General features: G+C 68.9%; 18 protein-coding genes. 7 read left to right on the forward strand and 11 right to left on the reverse strand.

What is annotated here, in order from left to right:
• The first annotated feature begins 59 nt into the window (after nucleotides 1-59).
• Nucleotides 60-1,736, forward strand: coding sequence for a 30S ribosomal protein S1 (rpsA, locus tag BLU22_RS08790; RefSeq protein ID WP_090213708.1), 1,677 nt, complete (start codon nucleotides 60-62; stop codon nucleotides 1,734-1,736).
• A 158-nt stretch (nucleotides 1,737-1,894) separates the two neighbouring features.
• On the opposite strand, the gene BLU22_RS08795 is transcribed toward rpsA, so the two are convergent.
• The 5 genes from BLU22_RS08795 to BLU22_RS08815 form a co-directional block, all read right to left on the reverse strand.
• Nucleotides 1,895-2,596, reverse strand: a complete 702-nt coding sequence (locus BLU22_RS08795) for an ABC transporter ATP-binding protein (protein WP_090213709.1) — start codon at nucleotides 2,594-2,596, stop codon at nucleotides 1,895-1,897.
• A 3-nt stretch (nucleotides 2,597-2,599) separates the two neighbouring features.
• The gene (gene livG, locus BLU22_RS08800; protein WP_090213710.1) at nucleotides 2,600-3,364 is read right to left on the reverse strand and encodes a high-affinity branched-chain amino acid ABC transporter ATP-binding protein LivG; all 765 of its coding nucleotides are present in this window, start codon (nucleotides 3,362-3,364) and stop codon (nucleotides 2,600-2,602) included.
• Nucleotides 3,361-4,629, reverse strand: coding sequence for a high-affinity branched-chain amino acid ABC transporter permease LivM (locus BLU22_RS08805; RefSeq protein WP_090213712.1), 1,269 nt, complete (start codon nucleotides 4,627-4,629; stop codon nucleotides 3,361-3,363). Before BLU22_RS08805 ends, livG begins: the two co-directional genes overlap by 4 nt.
• Nucleotides 4,626-5,549: a high-affinity branched-chain amino acid ABC transporter permease LivH gene (gene livH / locus BLU22_RS08810; protein ID WP_090213713.1), complete on the reverse strand. Its 924-nt coding sequence runs from the start codon at nucleotides 5,547-5,549 to the stop codon at nucleotides 4,626-4,628. The genes BLU22_RS08805 and livH overlap by 4 nt, the downstream gene beginning before the upstream one ends.
• A gap of 87 nt (nucleotides 5,550-5,636) precedes the next feature.
• On the reverse strand, nucleotides 5,637-6,758 hold the full coding sequence (locus BLU22_RS08815) for a branched-chain amino acid ABC transporter substrate-binding protein (RefSeq protein WP_090213715.1): 1,122 nt from the start codon (nucleotides 6,756-6,758) through the stop codon (nucleotides 5,637-5,639).
• 222 nt (nucleotides 6,759-6,980) lie between these two features.
• Here BLU22_RS08815 and BLU22_RS08820 point away from each other — a divergent pair, with 222 nt between their 5' ends.
• The gene (locus tag BLU22_RS08820) at nucleotides 6,981-7,298 is read left to right on the forward strand and encodes a DUF2288 domain-containing protein (RefSeq protein ID WP_090213716.1); all 318 of its coding nucleotides are present in this window, start codon (nucleotides 6,981-6,983) and stop codon (nucleotides 7,296-7,298) included.
• A gap of 90 nt (nucleotides 7,299-7,388) precedes the next feature.
• On the opposite strand, the gene phnE is transcribed toward BLU22_RS08820, so the two are convergent.
• Genes phnE through BLU22_RS08840 form a run of 4 tightly spaced genes read right to left on the reverse strand, consistent with a single transcriptional unit; the run spans nucleotide 7,389 to nucleotide 10,652 of the window.
• Nucleotides 7,389-8,156 (reverse strand): phosphonate ABC transporter, permease protein PhnE, encoded by a 768-nt coding sequence (gene phnE / locus BLU22_RS08825; RefSeq protein ID WP_090213718.1) that lies wholly within the window; start codon nucleotides 8,154-8,156, stop codon nucleotides 7,389-7,391.
• On the reverse strand, nucleotides 8,153-9,004 hold the full coding sequence (locus BLU22_RS08830) for a PhnE/PtxC family ABC transporter permease (RefSeq protein ID WP_090213719.1): 852 nt from the start codon (nucleotides 9,002-9,004) through the stop codon (nucleotides 8,153-8,155). Before BLU22_RS08830 ends, phnE begins: the two co-directional genes overlap by 4 nt.
• The gene (locus BLU22_RS08835; RefSeq protein WP_090213721.1) at nucleotides 8,998-9,804 is read right to left on the reverse strand and encodes a phosphonate ABC transporter ATP-binding protein; all 807 of its coding nucleotides are present in this window, start codon (nucleotides 9,802-9,804) and stop codon (nucleotides 8,998-9,000) included. Before BLU22_RS08835 ends, BLU22_RS08830 begins: the two co-directional genes overlap by 7 nt.
• Nucleotides 9,801-10,652: a putative selenate ABC transporter substrate-binding protein gene (locus BLU22_RS08840; RefSeq protein ID WP_090213723.1), complete on the reverse strand. Its 852-nt coding sequence runs from the start codon at nucleotides 10,650-10,652 to the stop codon at nucleotides 9,801-9,803. The genes BLU22_RS08835 and BLU22_RS08840 overlap by 4 nt, the downstream gene beginning before the upstream one ends.
• A 268-nt stretch (nucleotides 10,653-10,920) precedes the next feature.
• Between BLU22_RS08840 and BLU22_RS08845 the strand changes: the two genes are divergently transcribed.
• Both BLU22_RS08845 and BLU22_RS08850 read left to right on the forward strand, forming a co-directional pair.
• Complete coding sequence (locus BLU22_RS08845) at nucleotides 10,921-11,814, forward strand: NAD(P)-dependent oxidoreductase (protein WP_090213724.1); 894 nt, start codon at nucleotides 10,921-10,923, stop codon at nucleotides 11,812-11,814.
• The gene (locus BLU22_RS08850) at nucleotides 11,811-12,605 is read left to right on the forward strand and encodes a hydroxypyruvate isomerase family protein (RefSeq protein WP_090213726.1); all 795 of its coding nucleotides are present in this window, start codon (nucleotides 11,811-11,813) and stop codon (nucleotides 12,603-12,605) included. Before BLU22_RS08845 ends, BLU22_RS08850 begins: the two co-directional genes overlap by 4 nt.
• A gap of 270 nt (nucleotides 12,606-12,875) precedes the next feature.
• Here the strand turns inward: BLU22_RS08850 and rapA are convergent, their stop codons facing one another.
• Entirely contained in the window at nucleotides 12,876-15,722 is a 2,847-nt protein-coding gene (gene rapA, locus BLU22_RS08855; RefSeq protein ID WP_090213727.1) for an RNA polymerase-associated protein RapA, read from the reverse strand.
• A gap of 161 nt (nucleotides 15,723-15,883) precedes the next feature.
• On the opposite strand from rapA, the gene BLU22_RS15055 reads away from it, so the two are divergent.
• Both BLU22_RS15055 and ccoM read left to right on the forward strand, forming a co-directional pair.
• Nucleotides 15,884-16,042 (forward strand): hypothetical protein, encoded by a 159-nt coding sequence (locus BLU22_RS15055; RefSeq protein WP_090213729.1) that lies wholly within the window; start codon nucleotides 15,884-15,886, stop codon nucleotides 16,040-16,042.
• Between the two features lie 244 nt (nucleotides 16,043-16,286).
• Nucleotides 16,287-16,400, forward strand: a complete 114-nt coding sequence (gene ccoM, locus BLU22_RS15435; protein ID WP_394327551.1) for a cytochrome c oxidase subunit CcoM — start codon at nucleotides 16,287-16,289, stop codon at nucleotides 16,398-16,400.
• A gap of 118 nt (nucleotides 16,401-16,518) precedes the next feature.
• Here ccoM and BLU22_RS08870 read toward each other — a convergent pair whose 3' ends face one another.
• Nucleotides 16,519-16,989: a MaoC family dehydratase gene (locus tag BLU22_RS08870; RefSeq protein ID WP_090213732.1), complete on the reverse strand. Its 471-nt coding sequence runs from the start codon at nucleotides 16,987-16,989 to the stop codon at nucleotides 16,519-16,521.
• Between the two features lie 268 nt (nucleotides 16,990-17,257).
• Between BLU22_RS08870 and BLU22_RS08875 the strand changes: the two genes are divergently transcribed.
• Nucleotides 17,258-18,946 (forward strand): long-chain fatty acid--CoA ligase, encoded by a 1,689-nt coding sequence (locus tag BLU22_RS08875; protein WP_090213733.1) that lies wholly within the window; start codon nucleotides 17,258-17,260, stop codon nucleotides 18,944-18,946.
• The last annotated feature ends 8 nt before the right edge of the window (nucleotides 18,947-18,954 follow it).

The raw sequence follows: 18,954 nt of genomic DNA on the forward strand, positions 1-18,954 counted from the left end.
GCACAGACTGGTGGTGCGGATCGGGCATACTTCCATGCCCTTGATCAACAGGTATAAACATGAGCGAAAGCTTTGCAGAACTTTTTGAAGAAAGCCTGAAATCCCTCGACATGCAGCCGGGTGCCATCATCACCGGCATCGTGGTCGACATCGACGGTGACTGGGTCACCGTGCATGCCGGCCTCAAGTCCGAGGGCGTCATCCCGGTCGAGCAGTTCTACAACGAGCAGGGCGAGCTGACCATCAAGGTCGGTGACGAAGTCCACGTTGCGCTGGACGCCGTGGAAGACGGCTTCGGCGAGACCAAGCTGTCCCGCGAGAAGGCCAAGCGCGCCGAGTGCTGGATCGTTCTGGAAGCTGCTTTCGCTGCCGAAGAAGTGGTCAAGGGCGTCATCAACGGCAAGGTCAAGGGCGGCTTCACCGTCGACGTCAGCGGCATCCGTGCGTTCCTGCCGGGTTCGCTGGTCGACGTGCGTCCGGTGCGTGACACCACCCACCTGGAAGGCAAAGAGCTGGAGTTCAAGGTCATCAAGCTCGACCAGAAGCGCAACAACGTTGTCGTTTCCCGTCGCAGCGTGCTGGAAGCCGAGAACAGCGCCGAGCGCGAAGCCCTGCTGGAATCCCTGCAGGAAGGCCAGCAGGTCAAGGGTATCGTCAAGAACCTCACCGACTACGGTGCGTTCGTCGACCTGGGCGGCGTCGATGGCCTGCTGCACATCACCGACATGGCCTGGAAGCGCATCAAGCATCCGTCCGAGATCGTCAACGTCGGCGACGAGATCGATGTCAAGGTGCTGAAGTTCGACCGCGAGCGCAACCGCGTCTCCCTGGGTCTGAAGCAGCTGGGCGAAGATCCGTGGGTCGCCATCAAGGCGCGCTACCCGGAAGGCACCCGCGTTCAGGCTCGCGTCACCAACCTCACCGACTACGGCTGCTTCGCCGAGCTGGAAGAGGGCGTCGAGGGTCTGGTTCACGTGTCCGAAATGGACTGGACCAACAAGAACATCCACCCGTCCAAGGTCGTTCAGGTCGGCGACGAAGTGGAAGTCATGGTTCTGGACATCGACGAAGAGCGTCGTCGTATCTCCCTCGGCATCAAGCAGTGCAAGCCGAACCCGTGGGAAGAGTTCTCCGGCCAGTTCAACAAGGGCGACCGCATCTCCGGCACCATCAAGTCGATCACCGATTTCGGTATCTTCATCGGTCTGGACGGCGGCATCGACGGTCTGGTTCACCTGTCGGACATTTCCTGGAACGAAGCTGGCGAAGAAGCCGTGCGTCGCTTCAAGAAGGGCGACGAGCTGGACACCGTGATCCTGTCGGTCGATCCGGAGCGCGAGCGCATCTCCCTGGGCATCAAGCAGCTGGAAGACGATCCGTTCTCCAACTACGCCGCCCTGAACGAGAAAGGCGCCATCGTCCGCGGTATCGTCAAGGAAGTCGACGCCAAGGGTGCCATCATCACCCTGGCCACCGAAGTCGAAGGTCAGCTGAAGGCTTCCGAAATCAGCCGCGACCGCATCGAAGACGCGCGCAACGTGCTGAAGGAAGGCGACGAAGTCGAAGCCAAGATCATCAGCATCGACCGCAAGTCCCGCGTCATCGGTCTGTCGGTGAAGTCGAAGGACGTCGACGACGAGAAGGAAGCGATGAAGGAACTGCGTAAGCAGGACGTCAGCGCTGGCCCGACCACCATCGGCGACCTGATCAAGGCTCAGATGAGCAACCAGAACTAAGTTCTGCTTGATTGAGAAAAAGGGCGACTGCGGTCGCCCTTTTTTGTGCCTGCGATTTGCCGTAGAGCGGCGGGTCATGTGGTGTTCGGGCGCTGCCTTGGCAGGCACTCGCCGATACGGCTGCGCCAGGGCCCGGGAAGCGCCCCGCGCAGCGCTCGTCAGCCGCCCAGATAGGCCTTGCGCACCTGCGGATTGGCCAGCAGTGCCGCGCCGCTGTCCTGCAGCACGATCCGCCCGTTTTCCAGCACATAGCCGCGGTCGGCCAGGCGCAGCGCCTGGTTAGCGTTCTGCTCGACCAGGAAGATGGTCACGCCATCGGCCCGCAGTTGTTCGATGATGGCGAAGATCTGCTGGATGACGATTGGTGCCAGGCCCAGCGACGGTTCGTCGAGCAGCAGCAGGCGCGGCCGGCTCATCAGCGCGCGGCCGATGGCGAGCATCTGCTGCTCGCCGCCGGACATGGTGCCGGCGCGCTGGGCGAAGCGCTCCTTCAGGCGCGGGAACAGTTCGAGGACCCGCTCCAGTTGGGCCTGGTAGTCCTCTCTGGCGGTGAAGAAGCCGCCCATCGCCAGGTTCTCCTCCACGCTCAGGCGGGCGAACACCCGTCGCCCTTCGGGAACGATGGCGATGCCCTTGCGCATGATCGCGCAGGTTTCCTGGCCGACCAGCTCCTCGCCCAGATAGCGAATGCTGCCGCCGGCTGCGCGCGGCGAGCCGCACAGGGTCATCAGCAGGGTCGACTTGCCGGCGCCGTTGCAGCCGATCAGGGTGACGATCTCGCCCTGGCGCACGGCGAGGCTGACCGTGTGCAGGGCCTGGATCTTGCCGTAGAAGGTGGAGACATCGCGCAGTTCGAGCATCGCTCAGGCTTCTCCCAGGTAGGCCTTGATCACCTCGGGGTGGCCGCGGATCTGTTCCGGGCTGCCGTCGGCCAGGGGCTGGCCCTGGTTGATCACATAGATGTGGTCGGAAATGCTCATCACCAGTTTCATGTCGTGCTCGATCAGCAGCACGGTGACGCCCTGTTCGTCGCGCAGGCGGCCGATCAGCGCCTTGAGGTCTTCGGTTTCGCGCGGGTTGAGGCCGGCAGCCGGTTCGTCGAGCATCAGCAGTTGCGGGCGGGTCACCATGCAGCGGGCGATTTCCAGGCGGCGCTGCTGGCCGTAGGCGAGGGTGCCGGCCGGGCGGTTGGCCACGTCGAGCAGGTCGACCCGCTCCAGCCACTCGGCGGCGCAGTCCAGGGCCTGGCGCTCGCTGCGGCGGAATGCCGGGGTCTTCAGCAGGCCGGCGAGGAAACCGGTGTCGAGATGGCGGTGCTGTGCCACCAGCAGGTTCTCCACGGCGGTCATCTCGCGGAACAGGCGCACGTTCTGGAAGGTGCGCACCACGCCGAGGCGGGCGATGCGATGGCCGGGCAGGCCATGGATCGGCGTGCCGCGCAGGCGGATGCTGCCGCCGCTGGGCCGGTAGAAGCCGGTCAGGCAGTTGAACACCGTGGTCTTGCCGGCGCCGTTGGGGCCGATCATCGACACCACCTGGCGTTCCGGCACGTCGAGGGACACGCCGTCGACCGCCAGCAGGCCGCCGAAGCGCATGGACAGGTCGCGCACCTCCAGCAGCGCGTTCATCGGCGCACCTCCAGGTGCGGGCGCTGCATCGGCAGCAGGCCCTGCGGGCGCCAGATCATCATCAGCACCATCAGCGCACCGAACAGCAGCATGCGGTACTCGCTGAACTCGCGCATCAGTTCCGGCAGCAGGATCATCACCACGGCGGCGAGGATCACCCCGAGCTGCGAGCCCATGCCGCCGAGCACCACGATGGCGAGGATGATCGCCGACTCGATGAAGGTGAACGACTCGGGGCTGACCAGGCCCTGGCGGGCGGCGAAGAAGCTGCCGGCGAAACCGGCGAAGCCGGCGCCGAGGGTGAAGGCCGACAGCTTGATCAGCGTCGGGTTGAGGCCCAGCGCGCGGCAGGCGATCTCGTCCTCGCGCAGCGCTTCCCAGGCGCGGCCGATGGGCATGCGCAGCAGGCGGTTGATCACGAACAGGGTGAGCAGTGCCAGCAGCAGGGCGATCAGGTAGAGGAAGATCACCTTGTGGCTGGAGTCGTAGGGTATGCCGAAGAACTGGTGGAAGGTCTGCAGGCCCTCGGGTGCGCGGCGGTCGAAGCTGAGGCCGAGCAGGGTCGGCTTGTCGATGCCGCTGATGCCGTTGGGGCCGCCGGTCAGCGAAGTCAGGTTGCGCAGCAGCAGGCGGATGATCTCGCCGAAGCCGAGGGTGACGATGGCCAGATAGTCGCCGCGCAGGCGCAGCACCGGGAAGCCGAGCAGGAAGCCGAACAGCGCGGCCATCGCCCCGGCGATCGGCAGGCAGGTCCAGAAGCCCAGCCCGTAGTAGTGCGAGAGCAGCGCGTAGCTGTAGGCACCCACCGCGTAGAAGCCGACGTAGCCCAGGTCGAGCAGGCCGGCCAGGCCGACCACGATGTTCAGGCCCAGGCCGAGCATCACGTAGATCAGAATCAGGGTGGCGATGTCCACCGCGCCGCGCGAGGCGTAGAACGGCCAGACCAGGCCGACCAGCACCAGGGCCAGCACCGCCCAGAGCTGGGTTGTGGGCCGGGCGAGGAACTGCCCGGCGCCCTGCGGCAGGCCGGGCAGGCGCGGCACGCCGGAGCAGGCGGCGACGATGCGCTGGCGAAACAGCTGCCAGAAGAACATCGCCAGCGCGCAGGCGGCGATGCTCCACAGGGTCGCGGGGCCTGCGCCATGCACCTCGACGCGGATGCCTACGGTGGTCAGCTTGAGGCCGAGCACCGGCCAGGCCACGGCGAGCACCAGCAGGGCGCTGAACAGGGCGGTTCTGAGGTTGCTGGCGGGCGTCGGGCTCATACCTTTTCCACCTCCGGGCGGCCGAGGATGCCGGTCGGGCGCAGCAGCAGCACCAGCACCAGCAGGGCGAAGGCCACCACGTCCTTGTACTGGTCGCCGAAGAAGTCGGCGCCGAATGCCTCGGCGACGCCGAGCAGCAGGCCGCCGAGCATGGCGCCGGGGATGCTGCCGATGCCGCCGAGCACCGCGGCGGTGAACGCCTTGATCCCGGCGAGGAAACCGATGTGCGGGTTGATCACCCCGTACTGCATGCCCAGCAGCACCGCCGCCACTGCAGCCAGCGCGGCGCCGATGACGAAGGTCAGGGCGATGATGCGGTTGCTGTCGATGCCCAGCAGGTTGGTCATCTTCAGGTCTTCGGCGCAGGCGCGGCAGGCGCGGCCCAGACGCGAGCGGGAAATGAACAGGGTCAGGCCGAGCATGGCGGCCAGGGTGACGGCGAAGATCAGCAGCTGCATGTAGGCGATCGACACCCCGTAGCCGGCGGCGTCGCCGAATACGAGGTTGCCCGGCAACAGGCTGGGGATCGCCTTGTCCTTGGAGTCCTGGGCGAGCAGCACCTGGTTCTGCAGGAAGATCGACATGCCGATGGCGGAAATCAGCGGGATCAGCCGGTTGCCGCCGCGCAACGGGCGGTAGGCGACTCGCTCGATGCTGTAGCCGTAGGCGCTGGTGACCACGATGCTGGCGGCGAAGGCGGCGATCATCAGCAGCGGCAGGCTGTCCAGGCCCAGCAGCGACAGGCCGACGAGGACGATGAAGGCCACATAGGAGCCGATCATGTACACCTCGCCGTGGGCGAAGTTGATCATGCCGATGATGCCGTAGACCATGGTGTAGCCGATGGCGATCAGCGCGTAGGTGCTGCCCACCGTGAGGCCGTTCAGCAGTTGCTGCAGGTAGTGATAGAGGTCGGGCATGGGGCGTCTCCTGCGTCGGGGCGCGCGGCAGGTGCCGGCCGCCTGTGGCGGCGGCCGGCCTTCCCGAGCCGCAGCGCGGGCTGCCCGTTACTTCGCTTCGCTCTTGCTACCGTCTGCATGCCACTCGTAGACGACGAAGCTGAAGTCCTTGAGATCGCCCTTGTCGTCGAAGGCGAGGGTGCCGGTCGGGGTGTCGAAGCGCATGCTGCGCAGCGCGGTAGCCACTTCCTCGGTGTCGGTGCCGCCGGTCTTGTCGATGGCCTCGGCGATCACCTGCACGGCGGCATAGGCGGGGAACACGAAGGGACCGGAGGGATCCTGCTTCTTGGCCTTGAAGGCCTCGACCAGTGCCTGGTTCTTCGGGTCCTGGTCGAAGGCGCGCGGCAGGGTGACCAGCAGGCCTTCGGCGGCGGCCCCGGCGATGGCGGAGATTTCCGAGTTGCCGACGCCTTCCGGGCCCATGAAGCGCACCTTCAGGCCCTTTTCCGCGCTCTGGCGCAGCAAAAGGCCCAGCTCCGGGTGGTAGCCGCCGTAGTAGACGAAGTCGACCCCCTCGCGCTTGAGCTTGGCGATCAGCGCGGAGAAGTCCTTGTCGCCGGCGTTGATGCCCTCGAACAGCGCGACCGGGATGCCGGCCTTCTCGACGGCGCTCTTCACCGCCGTGGCGATGCCCTCGCCGTACTGCTGCTTGTCGTGGATCACCGCGACCTTGGCCGGCTTGAGCGTCTCGACGATGAAGCGCCCGGCGGTCGGGCCCTGCAGGCTGTCCAAGCCGATGGTGCGGAAGATCATCCGGTAGCCGCGCGCGGTGATCTCCGGGCTGGTGGAGGCGGCCGTGATCATCAGGATGCCCTCGTCCTCGTAGATGTCCGAGGCCGGCTGGGTGGAGCTGGAGCAGAGGTGGCCGACGACGAAGGAGATGCCGTCGTTGACGATGCGGTTGGCCACCGCGACCGCCTGCTTGGGATCGCAGGCGTCGTCGTAGACCACCGCTTCGAGTTTCTGGCCGTTGACCCCGCCGGCCTGGTTGATGCGCTCGATGGCCATCTGCGCTCCGATGAACTGCATTTCGCCGTACTGTGCGACGGCGCCGGTCACCGGGCCGGCGAGAGCGATCCGGATGGTGTCGGCGGCCAGCGCGTGACCGGCGGCGCCGGCCAGGGCGAGGGCTGCGAACAGCCGGGAGAGCTTGCGGTTAGCCTGTTTCATAGGTGCTCCACTGTGGTCTGGTCAGCGTTATTGTTCTTCGACACGACTCGACAGCCGCAGGGACGGTCGAGGTCCTGCAGGGCAACTCAGATACGCCGTCGACGTTGCCGTGTTCCCCGGAAAAAATCCACCCCCCGCTGGGGCCGCCATCCCCGCGCGGCGGCGTTTGCCTGCCTGCCGCCCGGCGCTATCATGGCCGCCCCGATTCACAGGTGAGCCTCCATGTCTGAACAACCTAGCACCCTCTATGCCAAGCTGCTTGGCGAAACCGCGACCCTCACCTGGCAGGAACTGCAGCCGTTCTTCGCCCGCGGCAGCGTGTTGTGCGTGGCTGGCAGCCTGGATCTGGTCGGCGTGGCCGAGGCCTTGGCCGAGGATCGCAAGGAGACGGTGGGCGTCTGGCTGGCCAGCGGCGAGCTGCGCCGGATGGACGTGGCCGAGGCCGAGGATTACCAGCGCCGCACGCCGCAGCTGTGGGCGGTGGTGGTGGCGCCCTGGGTGCTGGTGCAGGAACGCGAGGCGGCGCCGGCGCTGCATTGAGGCGCGCGGCGCCCGCTGCAATGCACAAGGCCCCCGCGCAGCGCTGCTGGCGGGGGCCTTGTGTTTAGCGGCGTGCAGGCACGGCGGGCGTCAGTGGCTGACCCAGCGCTGGCGCGCCCAGCCGCTCAGCGCGTCCACCGCCAGCACCAGCAGCAGCATGGCGAGGATCACCGTGGCGGCCTGGGCCTGCTGGAACAGGCTGAGGCTGACGTAGAGCATCTGCCCGAGGCCGCCGGCGCCGACGAAGCCGAGCACGCTGGCCATGCGGATGTTGTTTTCCCAGCGGTACAGCAGGTAGGCGACCAGTTGCGGCCACACGCCGGGCAGGGTGCCGTAGACGAAGGCCGCCACGCGCCCGCCGCCGGCCAGGCGAATCGCCTCGGCGGGCTCGTGTGGGGTGTTCTCCAGCGCCTCGGCGAACAGCCGGCCAAGCACTCCGGCGGTGTGCAGGGCCAGCGCCAGGGTGCCGGCGTTAGGGCCGAGCCCGGCGGCCAGCACCATCAGCGCCGCCCACACCAGCTCCGGAATCGAGCGCAGCGCGTTGAGCAGCAGACGCGCCAGCGCTCCGGCGGCGTGGCCCAGGCGTCCTGCGGCGGGCAGTGCCAGCAGCAGGCCGAGCAGGGCGGCGAGCAGGGTGCCGATGGCCGACATGGCCAGGGTTTCCAGACTGCCGCGACCGATGGCGGCAAGGTGCGCGGAGGAGACGTCGGCGGGGAAGAAGCCGGCGGCGTAGTCGGCCATCAGCGCCAGGCTGCGCGCGCTGGTCAGCCCGGAGAAGTCCAGGCCGAGGCCGGCGAAGGACGCGCCGACGGCGGCGAGGATCGCCAGCAGCAGGCCGTAGTTGAGCGCGCGCTTCATGTCAGCCGGCTCCGCAGCAGGCGGCTGAACTGGTCGGCGAGCAGCACCAGGGCGAAGAAGGTCAGCAGCATGCTGGCCACCTCGCCACCGGCGAACATGCGCATCGACAGGTCGATCTGCTGGCCGAGGCCGCCGGCGCCGACGAAGCCCATCACCACCGAGGCGCGGATCGCGCACTCCCAGCGGTACACGGTGTAGGAGAGCATCTCCGCCGCCGCGTTGGGCAGCACGCCGTAGGCGAACGCCGCCAGCCGCGGGCTGCCGGCGGCGAGCAGGGCGCGCGCCGGGCGCGGGTCCACCGACTCGCAGATTTCCGCGTAGACCTTGCCGAGCATGCCGCCGTAGGTGATGGCGATGGCCAGCACCCCGGCGGTGGGGCCGAGGCCGACGGCGCGCACGAACAACAGCGCCCAGACGATTTCCGGGATGCTGCGCAGCACGATCAGCAGCGCGCGCACCGGCCCGCGCAGGGCCGCGCTCCACCAACGCGGGCGACCGCCGCGGGTCACGGCGGACACCGACAGCACGCGGGTGGCGGCGAGCGCGCAGGGCACGGCGATCAGCCAGGCCAGGGCCATGCCGGCGGTGGCGATGGCCAGGGTTTCCAGGGTGGCGCGGCCGAGCAGGGCGAGGAACTCGCCGCCGTGCTCCGGCGGCCAGAAGGCGGCGACGAAGCTGCCCATGGTGGCGGCGTTGCCGGCATCGAACAGCACGGCGAGATTCAGCTCGCTGAGCGACAGCCCCGGCCACAGCAGGGCAACGGCCAGCACGGTCAGCAGCAGGCGCGGCAGGGCGGCGGGGTCGTGCGGGGCGGCCGCGCCGGCGGCAGACGGAGAACGGGTCAGCATCGCGGAATGGTCACGATCTGCGGCGCAGGGGCCGGCGAGGCGGGCGATGGCTGGTCCAACTGCTCGTTGGCGTACAGGGCGTCCAGCGCCTGCGGGGTCACCTCGTGCGCCGGCAGGTCGAAGGCGATGCGCCCGTCGCGCACGCCGACGATGCGCGGAAAGTGGTTGAGCGCCAGATCGACGGCATGCAGGCTGGCCAGCAGGGTGACGCCGCGGGCCTCGGCCTCGCGGGTCAGTACGCCGAGGGTATGGCCGGCCAGCACCGGGTCCATGGCCGACACCGGCTCGTCGGCGAGGATCAGCTCGGCCTGCTGGTACAGCACGCGGGCGATGCCGACCCGCTGCAGCTGGCCGCCGGACAGCTGGTCGCAGCGCTCGAACAGCTTGTCGGCCAGATCCAGGCGCGCCAGGGCGTCGCGCACGCCGCCGGTATCCAGCGGATGGACGAGGTTGAGCAGGCCCTTCCACAGCGGCCACTGGCCGAGACGACCGGCGCTGACCGCCGCGACCACGCGCTGGCGCGGCGGCAGCGGCGGGCTCTGGTGGATCAGGCCGAGGCGCGCGCGCAGCCGCCGGCGTGCGCCGGCGGCCAGGTGCCAGGGTTCGGCGCCGAGCAGCTCCAGACGTCCTTCGCCGGGTTGCAGGCTGGTGGCCAGCAGGCGCAGCAGGGTGGTCTTGCCGGCGCCGGACGGGCCGATGATGGCCAGCCGCTCGCCGCGGCCGACCGAGAGATCCACGTCCTGCAGGGCGCGCCGACCGTTGGCGTGGGTCAGGCCCACGCCGGTCAGGCGCACGGTCACTTCAGCAGGCCGGCGGCGCGGGCGGCTTCCTCGATGCCGGCGTAGTTTTCCGGCTGGGTCTCGATGAAGCGGCTGGCGGCCTGCAGGTCGAGGATCGCCTTGTGCTCCGGGTTGGCCGGGTCGAGGGCGAGGAAGGCGGCCTTGATCTTGGCGGTCAGCGCCGGATCGAGGGTGCCGCGCACGGTCCAGTTGTAGTCGTAGTAGGTCGGGGTGGTGGCGAACACGTGCACCTTGGCGGTGTCGACCTTGCCGGCAGCGACCAGCTTGTCCCACACCGAGGCGTTCAGTACGCCGGCGTCGACCTTGCCGGCCTGCACCCAGGCCACGGTGGCGTCGTGGGCGCCGGAGAAGGCCACGCGGGAGAAGAACTGCTCGGGGACGATGCCGTCCTTCTGCATGAAGTAGCGCGGCATCAGGCTGCCGGAGGTGGAGGACACCGAGCCGAAGGCGAAGGTCTTGCCCTTGAGGTCCTGCAGCGACTTCACGTTGGCGTCGGCGCTGATGAACTTGCTGGTGAACTTCTCGTCCTGCTCGCGCTGCACCAGCGGAATGGCATTGCCGGTCTTCAGGCGGGTCTGCACGAAGGTGAAGCCGCCCAGCCAGGCCAGATCGACGCGGTCGGCGGCGATGCCCTCGACCACCGCAGCGTAGTCGGACACCGGCACGAATTGGACCGGCATGCCCAGCTCCTTCTCCAGGTAGGCGCCCAGCGGCTTGAACTTGCGCTGCAGTTCGGTGGGCGCCTCGTCGGGGATGGCGGACACCTTGAGCACATCGGCGGCCTGGGCGGCCAGGGCGGAAACGGACAGGGCAATGCCGGCGGCGAGCGCCAGGGTACGCTTGAGCATGGGGAGTCTCCGGTTCAATAGCGGAAAAGTCGGGCGCGGATTATAAGGGCAGTCGCGCGGCTTTGCTGGCCCATATGGCCGCTACAGGTCGAGCCCATGGAGCGACCGAGGCCCGCTGGCCGACGCTGGCGGACTGTCGCGGCGAGGGCGCAGCCGTCACGGCGGCGCCGGGCACTCCGGCGCTTGCCCGGGTCTTGGCGGGCAGCGACGGTCGGCCGGGCGCGGGGCTGTTGCTAAGATGCGGCTTTTCCCCGCTGCGGAGATGGACATGAGCGATACCTTGCCCGCCCTGGCCTTTGCCGGCATCGGCCTGATGGGGCTGCCGATGGGCCGCCGCCTGCTGGCCGCAGGCTTTCCCCTGAGCATCTGGAACCGCAACCCGGCCAAGTGCGAGCCGCTGGTGGACGCCGGCGCCGGGGTGGTCAACCACCCCGGCGACCTGTGCCGCGAGGCGGACATCGTGATGCTCTGCCTGGCCGACACCGCCGCCGTGCGCGAGGTGGTGTTCGGCCCCGGCGGCATCGCCGAGCAGGGCCTGCCGGGGCAACTGCTGGTGGACTTCTCCAGCTGCGAACCGGCGGCGACCCGCGCGATGGCCGCCGAGCTGGAGGCGCGCTGCGGCATGCGCTGGGTGGATGCGCCGGTGTCCGGTGGCACCCCGGGCGCCGAGGCGGGCACCCTGGCGATCATGGCCGGCGGCGCGGCGGAGGACATCGAGCGGCTGCGGCCGATCCTCGCCCATCTCGGCCAGCGTTTGACGCGCATGGGCGAGGTCGGCGCCGGTCAGGTGACCAAGGTGTGCAACCAGATGATCGTCGCCTGCAACGCCCTGGTGATCGCCGAGGTGGTGGCGCTGGCCGAGCGCGCCGGGGTGGATGCCGGGCTGATCGCCCCGGCACTGGCCGGCGGCTTCGCCGATTCGAAACCGCTGCAGATCCTCGCCCCGCAGATGGCCGAGAGCCGCTTCGAGCCGGTCAAGTGGCATGTGCGCACCCTGCTCAAGGACCTCGACACCGCGGTGAAGCTGTCCCGCGAGCAGGGCTCGTCCACGCCGCTGAGCGGCCTGGCCGCGCAGCTGATGCGCCTGCACGGCAGCCAGGGCAACCTGGAGCGCGATCCGGCCACCCTGGTCGAGCTGTATCGCGGGGAGGACGAGGCATGAAGCTCTGCGCCAACCTGTCGATGCTGTTCACCGAGCTGCCGCTGCCGGAGCGCATCGGCGCGGCGGCCGAAGCCGGCTTCGCCGCGGTGGAAATCCAGTTTCCCTACGCGCTGCCGGCCGAGGCGCTGCGCGCGGCACTGGACGCCGCCGGCCTGCCGCTGCTGCTGATCAACCTGCCGGCCGGCGATCTGATGGACGGCGGCCCGGGACTGGCGGCGGTGCCCGGGCGTCAGGCCGAGTTCGACGCGGCGCTGGCCGAGGCGCTGGCCTATGCCCGGGTGGTGCGTCCGCAGTGCGTCAACGTGCTGCCGGGGCGGCTGGCCGACGGGGTGAGCCACGCGGCGGCACGGGAAACCCTGGCCGGCAACCTGCGCCGCAGCGCCGAGGCCTTCGCGCCGCTGGGCATCCGTGTGCTGGCCGAGGCGATCAACCCGCTGGACATGCCGGGCTTTCTGGTCAACACGCCGGAGGATCTGCTGGCGCTGCTGGCGGCGGTCGACCATCCCAACTGCGCCGCCCAGCTCGACCTCTATCACATGGCTCGCCAGGGACTCGACCTGCCGACGTGCATCGCCGCGCTGGCCGGGCGTATCGGTCATGTGCAGTTCGCCGACTGCCCCGGACGCGGCGCGCCGGGCACGGGGACGATGGACTTCGCCGCGGCGCGGGCGGCGCTGCGCGAGGCGGGCTACGCCGGCTGGCTGGCCGCCGAGTATCGGCCGGGGGAGGCGGGCACCGCCGCCAGCCTGGCGTGGCTGGCGCAGTGGCTGGCGCAGTGGCAGTCGCAGTGAATCTGTAGGGGGCGCTGCGCGCAGCGCACTGACGGAGATGCGCAGTTGCGCCGCGCACGCCCTGCGAAGGAAGGCGGGCAACGCGCAGCCGGGCAGGCTAGGCAACCTGCTCCGGCGAGCGGCCACCGTCAGGTTGCCGCGCGGGCTAGGGGGAGAACGTCGCTGCGCGGGTTGTCCCGCCCGCGCAGGGGAGTCCTGCCGGAGGCCCGATCTCCGGCAGGACTCCCCTGCGGTGGAGCGTTAGAGCGGCCGATCCGCTCGTGTGGTCGCTCAGCCGGCCACCAGTACGCGGATCGCTTCCAGGCGCAGGCCGGCCTTGTCGAGCATCGCCAGGCCCAGTTCGCGCTGGCGGCGCAGGCTGTCCAGCTCGCTTTCGCGCACGCTGGGGTTGACCGCGCGCAGCGCTTCCAGGCGCGCCAGTTCCTCGTCCAGTTCGGCGGCGAAGCGGTGGGCGGCGTCGGCCACGCGCTCGGCATGGCGCGGGGCGATCTTGCCCTCGGCGACGGCGATCTGCCGGGCCAGCACCTCGCGCTGGGCCTGGACGAACTTGTTGGCGCTGGCGCGCGGCACGCTTTCCAGCTGGTCGTTGAGGGTCTCGAAGCCGACCCGCGCGGCCAGGTCGTTGCCGTTGGCGTCGAGCAGGCAGCGCAGCGCCGCCGGCGGCAGATAGCGGCCCAGCTGCAGGGCGCGCGGCGCCACCACCTCGCTGACGAACAGCAGTTCGAGCAGCACGGTGCCGGGCTTGAGCGCCTTGTTCTTGATCAGCGCCACCGAGGTGTTGCCCATGGTGCCGGACAGCACCAGGTCCATGCCGCCCTGCACCATCGGGTGTTCCCAGGTGAGGAACTGCATGTCCTCGCGGGCCAGCGCCAGCTGGCGGTCGTAGGTGACGGTGACGCCCTCGTCGTCGCCGAGCGGGAAGCCGGCATCCAGCATCTTCTCGCCGGGGCGCAGGATCAGCGCGTTGTCGGAGTGGTCCTCGCTGTGAACGCCGAAGGCGTCGAGCAGTTCTTCCATGTAGATCGGCAGGGCGAACTGGTCGTCCTGTTCGAGGATGGCCTCGACCAGCCCCTCGCCTTCGCCAGCGCCGCCGGAGTTGAGTTCCAGCAGGCGGTCGCGACCCTTGTGCAGTTCGCTTTCCAGCGCCTCGCGGGCGGCGCGGCCCTCGGCCAGCAGTTGCGCCCAGTCGCTGTCGTGGCCGCCTTCGAGCAGCGCCAGCAGGCGCGGGCCGAACTGCTGCTGCAGCGCGTTGCCGGTCGGGCAGGTGTTGAGGAAGGCGTTCAGCGCCTGGTGGTACCAGTGGAACAGGCGCTCCTGGGCGCTGTTCTCCAGGTAAGGCACGTGCAGCTGGATGGCGTGCTTCTGGCCGATGCGGTCGAGGCGGCCGATGCGCTGCTCGAGCAGGTCCGGGTGGGCCGGCAGGTCGAACAGCACCAGATGGTGGGCGAACTGGAAGTTGCGGCCTTCGGAGCCGATTTCCGAGCAGATAAGCACCTGGGCGCCGAACTCCTCGTCGGCGAAGTAGGCGGCGGCGCGGTCACGTTCGAGGATGCTCATGCCCTCGTGGAACACCGTGGCCGGGGTGCCGGCGCGCACGCGCAGGGCCTCCTCCAGGTCGAGGGCGGTTTCCGCGTGGGCGCAGATCACCAGCACCTTGGTCTTCTTGAGCATCTTCAGGGTGTCGATCAGCCACTCGACGCGCGGATCGAAATGCCACCAGCGCAGTTCGGCGCCGTCGTCCTGGGTCTGCGCCTGATAGCCGACTTCCGGGTAGAGGTCGGCATGCTCGCCGACCGGCAGCTCCAGGTACTCGACCGGGTTGGCCAGCGGGTAGGGGTGCAGGTGGCGCTCGGGGAAGCCCTGCACGGCGGCGCGGGTGTTGCGGAACAGCACGCGGCCGGTGCCGTGGCGGTCGAGCAGCTCGCGGATCAGCCGGGCGCGGGCTTCCTCGTCGCCGCTCTCGACGCTGGCCAGCAGGCTGTCGCCCTCGCTGCCGAGGAACTCGTGGATGGCGGCGCGCGCCTGCGGGGACAGCTTGCCGTGGTCGAGCAGCTCCTGTACCGCCTCGGCCACCGGCTGGTACTGGGCGCTCTCGGCGCGGAACGCCTCCAGGTCGTGGAAGCGGTCGGGGTCGAGCAGGCGCAGGCGGGCGAAGTGGCTTTCCAGGCCGAGCTGCTCGGGGGTGGCGGTGAGCAGCAGCACGCCGGGAATGTGCGCGGCCAGTTGCTCGACCAGGCGGTACTCGGCGCTGGCGCCTTCCGGATGCCAGACCAGATGGTGGGCCTCGTCGACCACCAGCAGGTCCCAGTCGGCGTCCAGCACCGCCTGCTGGGCGCGGGCGTCGCCCTGCAGCCACTCGAGAGCGACCAGCGCCAGCTGGCAGTCCTCGAAGGGGTTGTCGGCGTCGCTCTCGATGAAGCGCTCGGCATCGAACAGCGCGACCTGCAGGTTGAAGCGCCGGCGCATTTCCACCAGCCACTGGTGCTGGAGGTTTTCCGGCACCAGGATCAGCGCGCGGCTGGCCCTGCCGCAGAGCAGCTGGCGATGCAGGATCAGGCCGGCCTCGATGGTCTTGCCCAGGCCCACTTCGTCGGCCAGCAGCACCCTCGGGCTGGCGCGGTCGGCCACTTCGCGGGCGATGTGCAGCTGGTGGGCGATCGGCTGGGCGCGCGCGCCGGAGAGGCCCCACAGCGAGGACTGCAGCAGGCGCGAGCGGTGTTCGAGGCTGTGGTAGCGCAGCGCGAACCAGCCGCGCGGGTCGATCTGCCCGGCGAACAGGCGGTCGCTGGCCAGGCGGAACTGGATGAAGTTGGACAGCTGGGTTTCCGGCAGCGAGCAGGGCTCGTGCTGGGCGTTGATGCCGTGATAGACCAGCAGGCCGTCGACGTCCTCGACCTCCTGGACGGTCAGCTTCCAGCCCTCGAAGTGGGTGATCTCGTCGCCCAGGGCGAAGCGCACGCGGGTCAGCGGCGCGTTGCGCAGGGCGTACTGACGGGTATCGCCGGTCGCCGGATAGAGGACGGTGAGCAGGCGGCCGTCCTGCGCGAGAATGGTGCCCAGCCCCAATTCCGCCTCACTGTCGCTGATCCAGCGTTGTCCCGGTTGATACTGCGCCATGCCTGTCTCCCGCCACGAAAAGTGGCGTATGGTAACGGAACGCCGGAGACAGGCCAAAGACAACCGTGCGGCCTGTCGTCGCCTGCCGGCGGTTGTCCAGGGAGCGGCCCGGCGGGCATCATGCACCTCCCTCCGGCCTGCGGATTTTCGGGAGTACCGCCATGAGCGACGACACGCTGATCGATTTTTCCGCCGAACGTGAGCGGCGCATCCACGACCTGCATGAGAAACGCCTGCAGGAGATGCGCCAGGCCTTCGAGCAGGCCCTGCCGCTGGCCAAGCCCGGCAAGAAGGCCAAAAAGCGCCCGAAGAAGCGCTGAAGCACCGTCCTGCCATCCTTCCACCCGCCGGATGCCACGATGCCCGTGCGTGGCGCGCCACCGACTCCCTCCCGTTTCCGCCCGGACCGCCCCGGGCGGAGGCGTTCCGTTGACCTGCGTCAGGATTTTCCGGCCTTGGCCGGGCGGCGCTTGGCGCTTGTTGATCCCGGTCAATTTCCTGCAGCAGTGTGTGGGTAATCTGGCTTCAACACAGATTGCAAGACAGGGGAGGCTCATCATGTTTATGGATGAGGTAGTAGTTGCAGGCATCGTCATTGTGGTTCTGACAGCCGGCTTCCTGGGTGGATTCGCATATTTCGTCTGGAAGGATGCTCAGAAAGGCAAGAAGCCACACTGACCCTTTCCGATGCGTGGGCACGCAAGGCATTTGAGGCGACTTAGGTCGCCTTTTTTTTGTGCGCGAAAAAAGCCGCGCTACAGCGGAGGCCGCGATTCGGCGGCCTCCACTGCGGGACTCAGCCGACGGTGATCGGCGGCAGCTGCGGCAGTTCGATGCGCAGCTTCTCCTGCGGGGCCATCACCTCGGCCTCGCCTTCCACCACCGGCTTGCCCTGCTGGTTGATCACCCGGGTGCCGATGCGCACGCGGTTCTTCGGCAGCTTTTCGAGCACCTCCAGCTCCACGGTCAGTTCGTCGCCGAGCTTGACCGGGCGGGTGAAGCGCAGGTTCTGCCCCAGGTAGATGGTGCCCGGTCCCGGCAGGGTGCATGCCAGGGCGGCACTGACCAGCGCGCCGGTGAGCATGCCGTGGGCGATGCGCTCCTTGAAGGCGGTGCCGGCGGCGTAGTCGGCATCCAGGTGAACCGGATTGCGGTCGCCGGACACCTCGGCGAACAGCTGCACGTCGCGCTCTTGCACGGCGCGGATGAAGGTCGCCTTCTGGCCGACCTGCAGTTCGTCGTAGGGGGTGTTTTCTACCAGGCTCATTGGGGCTCCTTGTCAGCCGGTGGTTGCGAGTCTGCGCCGGATGCCGCGTGGGCAGTCGGCGGGCAGCGGCTAAGGTAGCAGGATTCCGTGTCATTCAGTGTGAGCCGACCTGCGCCGGGGCGTTTCTGGAAGGCCCCCGGGGGAGCTGTTATCCTCGCTGCAGGCCCTGACCGAAACGGACGGCGGCACCCATAACAACACCCGCCCGCGAGAGGGAGGCCGCTCTCCTCGACAGGCGCAGTCAGGCTGCTGCTCAGGAGGAACCTCCATGACCGCGAGCTTCTGGACCGACAAGTACCCCGCCGGCCTTGCCGCCAGCATCGACCCCGACTGCTACCCGAACATCCCCGCCGTCCTCGAAGACGCCTGCCGACGCTTTGCCGACTGCCCGGCCTTCAGCAACCTCGGCCGCACCCTGAGCTATGCCGAGCTGTACGAGCTGTCCGGCGCCTTCGCCGCCTGGTTGCAGGAGCACACCGAACTGCAGCCGGGCGACCGCATCGCCATCCAGCTGCCCAACCTGCTGCAGTTTCCCGTCGCGGTGTTCGGCGCCCTGCGCGCCGGGCTGGTGGTGGTCAACACCAACCCGCTGTACACCGCGCGAGAGATGGAGCACCAGTTCAACGACTCCGGCGCCAAGGCGCTGCTCTGTCTGGCCAACATGGCCCATCTGGCCGAGGCCGTGCTGCCGCACACGGGCCTTAGGGTGGTGATCGTCAGCGAGGTGGCCGACCTGCTGCCGGCGCCCAGGCGCTGGCTGGTCAACGCCGTGGTGCGCCATGTGAAGAAGATGGTGCCGGCCTACCGCCTGCCCCAGGCGGTGCGCTTCGTCGACGTGCTGGCCCGCGGGCGTGGCCGGCCGGTGCGCGAGCAGCGCGCGCGCAGCGAGGACATCGCCGTCCTGCAGTACACCGGCGGTACCACCGGGATCGCCAAGGGCGCGATGCTCAGCCACCGCAACCTGATCGCCAACATGCTGCAGTGCCGCGCGCTGATCGGCCAGACCCTCGGTGAGGGCTGCGAGACGCTGATCACTCCGCTGCCGCTCTACCACATCTACGCCTTCACCTTTCACTGCATGGCGATGATGCTCACCGGCAACCACAACGTGCTGATCACCAACCCGCGCGACCTGCCGGCGATGGTCGCGGAGATGGGCAAGTGGCGCTTCAGCGGTTTCGTCGGCCTCAACACCCTGTTCGTCGCCCTGTGCAACCACGAGGGCTTCCAGCGTCTGGACTTCTCCGCCCTCAAACTCACCCTGTCCGGCGGCATGGCCCTGCAGCGGGCGGTCGCCGAGCGCTGGCAGCGCCTCACCGGCTGCGCCATCTGCGAAGGCTACGGACTGACGGAAACCAGCCCGGTGGTATCGGTCAACCCGATCCAGCGCATCCAGCTCGGCACCATAGGCCTGCCGCTGCCCTCGACCCAGTGCAAGGTGGTCGACGACGCCGGCAACGACCTGGGCGTCGACGCGGTCGGCGAGCTGTGCGTCAAGGGCCCGCAGGTGATGAAGGGCTACTGGCAGCGCCCGGAGGCCACCGCCGAGGTGCTCGACGCCGAGGGCTGGCTGCGTACCGGCGACATCGCGCTGATCCAGCCCGACGGCTACATCCGCATCGTCGACCGCAAGAAGGACATGATCCTGGTCTCCGGCTTCAACGTGTACCCCAACGAATTGGAGGAGGTGCTGGCCGCGCTGCCGGGGGTGCAGGTCGCCGCCGCCATCGGCGTGCCGGATGCGCGCAGCGGCGAGGCGATCAAGCTGTTCGTGGTGCGCAAGCCCGGTGCCGAGCTGAGCGAGGAGCAGGTGCTGGATCACATGCGCGAGAACCTCACCGGCTACAAGGTGCCGCGCCAGGTGGAGTTCCGCGACAGCCTGCCGACCACCAACGTCGGCAAGATCCTCCGCCGCCAGCTGCGCGACGAGGAGCTGCGCCGCGCGGCCGGCGCCTGAGTCGCCCG

The organism is Pseudomonas guangdongensis (assembly GCF_900105885.1).
Classification (GTDB): domain Bacteria; phylum Pseudomonadota; class Gammaproteobacteria; order Pseudomonadales; family Pseudomonadaceae; genus Geopseudomonas; species Geopseudomonas guangdongensis.

What these genes read in the sequence shown, in the direction of transcription:
- rpsA (WP_090213708.1), top strand. Translation starts at nt 60, where the DNA reads ATGAGCGAAAGCTTTGCAGAACTTTTTGAAGAAAGCCTGAAATCCCTC.
- BLU22_RS08795 (WP_090213709.1), bottom strand. Translation starts at nt 2,596, where the DNA reads ATGCTCGAACTGCGCGATGTCTCCACCTTCTACGGCAAGATCCAGGCC.
- livG (WP_090213710.1), bottom strand. Translation starts at nt 3,364, where the DNA reads ATGAACGCGCTGCTGGAGGTGCGCGACCTGTCCATGCGCTTCGGCGGC.
- BLU22_RS08805 (WP_090213712.1), bottom strand. Translation starts at nt 4,629, where the DNA reads ATGAGCCCGACGCCCGCCAGCAACCTCAGAACCGCCCTGTTCAGCGCC.
- livH (WP_090213713.1), bottom strand. Translation starts at nt 5,549, where the DNA reads ATGCCCGACCTCTATCACTACCTGCAGCAACTGCTGAACGGCCTCACG.
- BLU22_RS08815 (WP_090213715.1), bottom strand. Translation starts at nt 6,758, where the DNA reads ATGAAACAGGCTAACCGCAAGCTCTCCCGGCTGTTCGCAGCCCTCGCC.
- BLU22_RS08820 (WP_090213716.1), top strand. Translation starts at nt 6,981, where the DNA reads ATGTCTGAACAACCTAGCACCCTCTATGCCAAGCTGCTTGGCGAAACC.
- phnE (WP_090213718.1), bottom strand. Translation starts at nt 8,156, where the DNA reads ATGAAGCGCGCGCTCAACTACGGCCTGCTGCTGGCGATCCTCGCCGCC.
- BLU22_RS08830 (WP_090213719.1), bottom strand. Translation starts at nt 9,004, where the DNA reads ATGCTGACCCGTTCTCCGTCTGCCGCCGGCGCGGCCGCCCCGCACGAC.
- BLU22_RS08840 (WP_090213723.1), bottom strand. Translation starts at nt 10,652, where the DNA reads ATGCTCAAGCGTACCCTGGCGCTCGCCGCCGGCATTGCCCTGTCCGTT.
- BLU22_RS08845 (WP_090213724.1), top strand. Translation starts at nt 10,921, where the DNA reads ATGAGCGATACCTTGCCCGCCCTGGCCTTTGCCGGCATCGGCCTGATG.
- BLU22_RS08850 (WP_090213726.1), top strand. Translation starts at nt 11,811, where the DNA reads ATGAAGCTCTGCGCCAACCTGTCGATGCTGTTCACCGAGCTGCCGCTG.
- rapA (WP_090213727.1), bottom strand. Translation starts at nt 15,722, where the DNA reads ATGGCGCAGTATCAACCGGGACAACGCTGGATCAGCGACAGTGAGGCG.
- BLU22_RS15055 (WP_090213729.1), top strand. Translation starts at nt 15,884, where the DNA reads ATGAGCGACGACACGCTGATCGATTTTTCCGCCGAACGTGAGCGGCGC.
- ccoM (WP_394327551.1), top strand. Translation starts at nt 16,287, where the DNA reads ATGGATGAGGTAGTAGTTGCAGGCATCGTCATTGTGGTTCTGACAGCC.
- BLU22_RS08870 (WP_090213732.1), bottom strand. Translation starts at nt 16,989, where the DNA reads ATGAGCCTGGTAGAAAACACCCCCTACGACGAACTGCAGGTCGGCCAG.
- BLU22_RS08875 (WP_090213733.1), top strand. Translation starts at nt 17,258, where the DNA reads ATGACCGCGAGCTTCTGGACCGACAAGTACCCCGCCGGCCTTGCCGCC.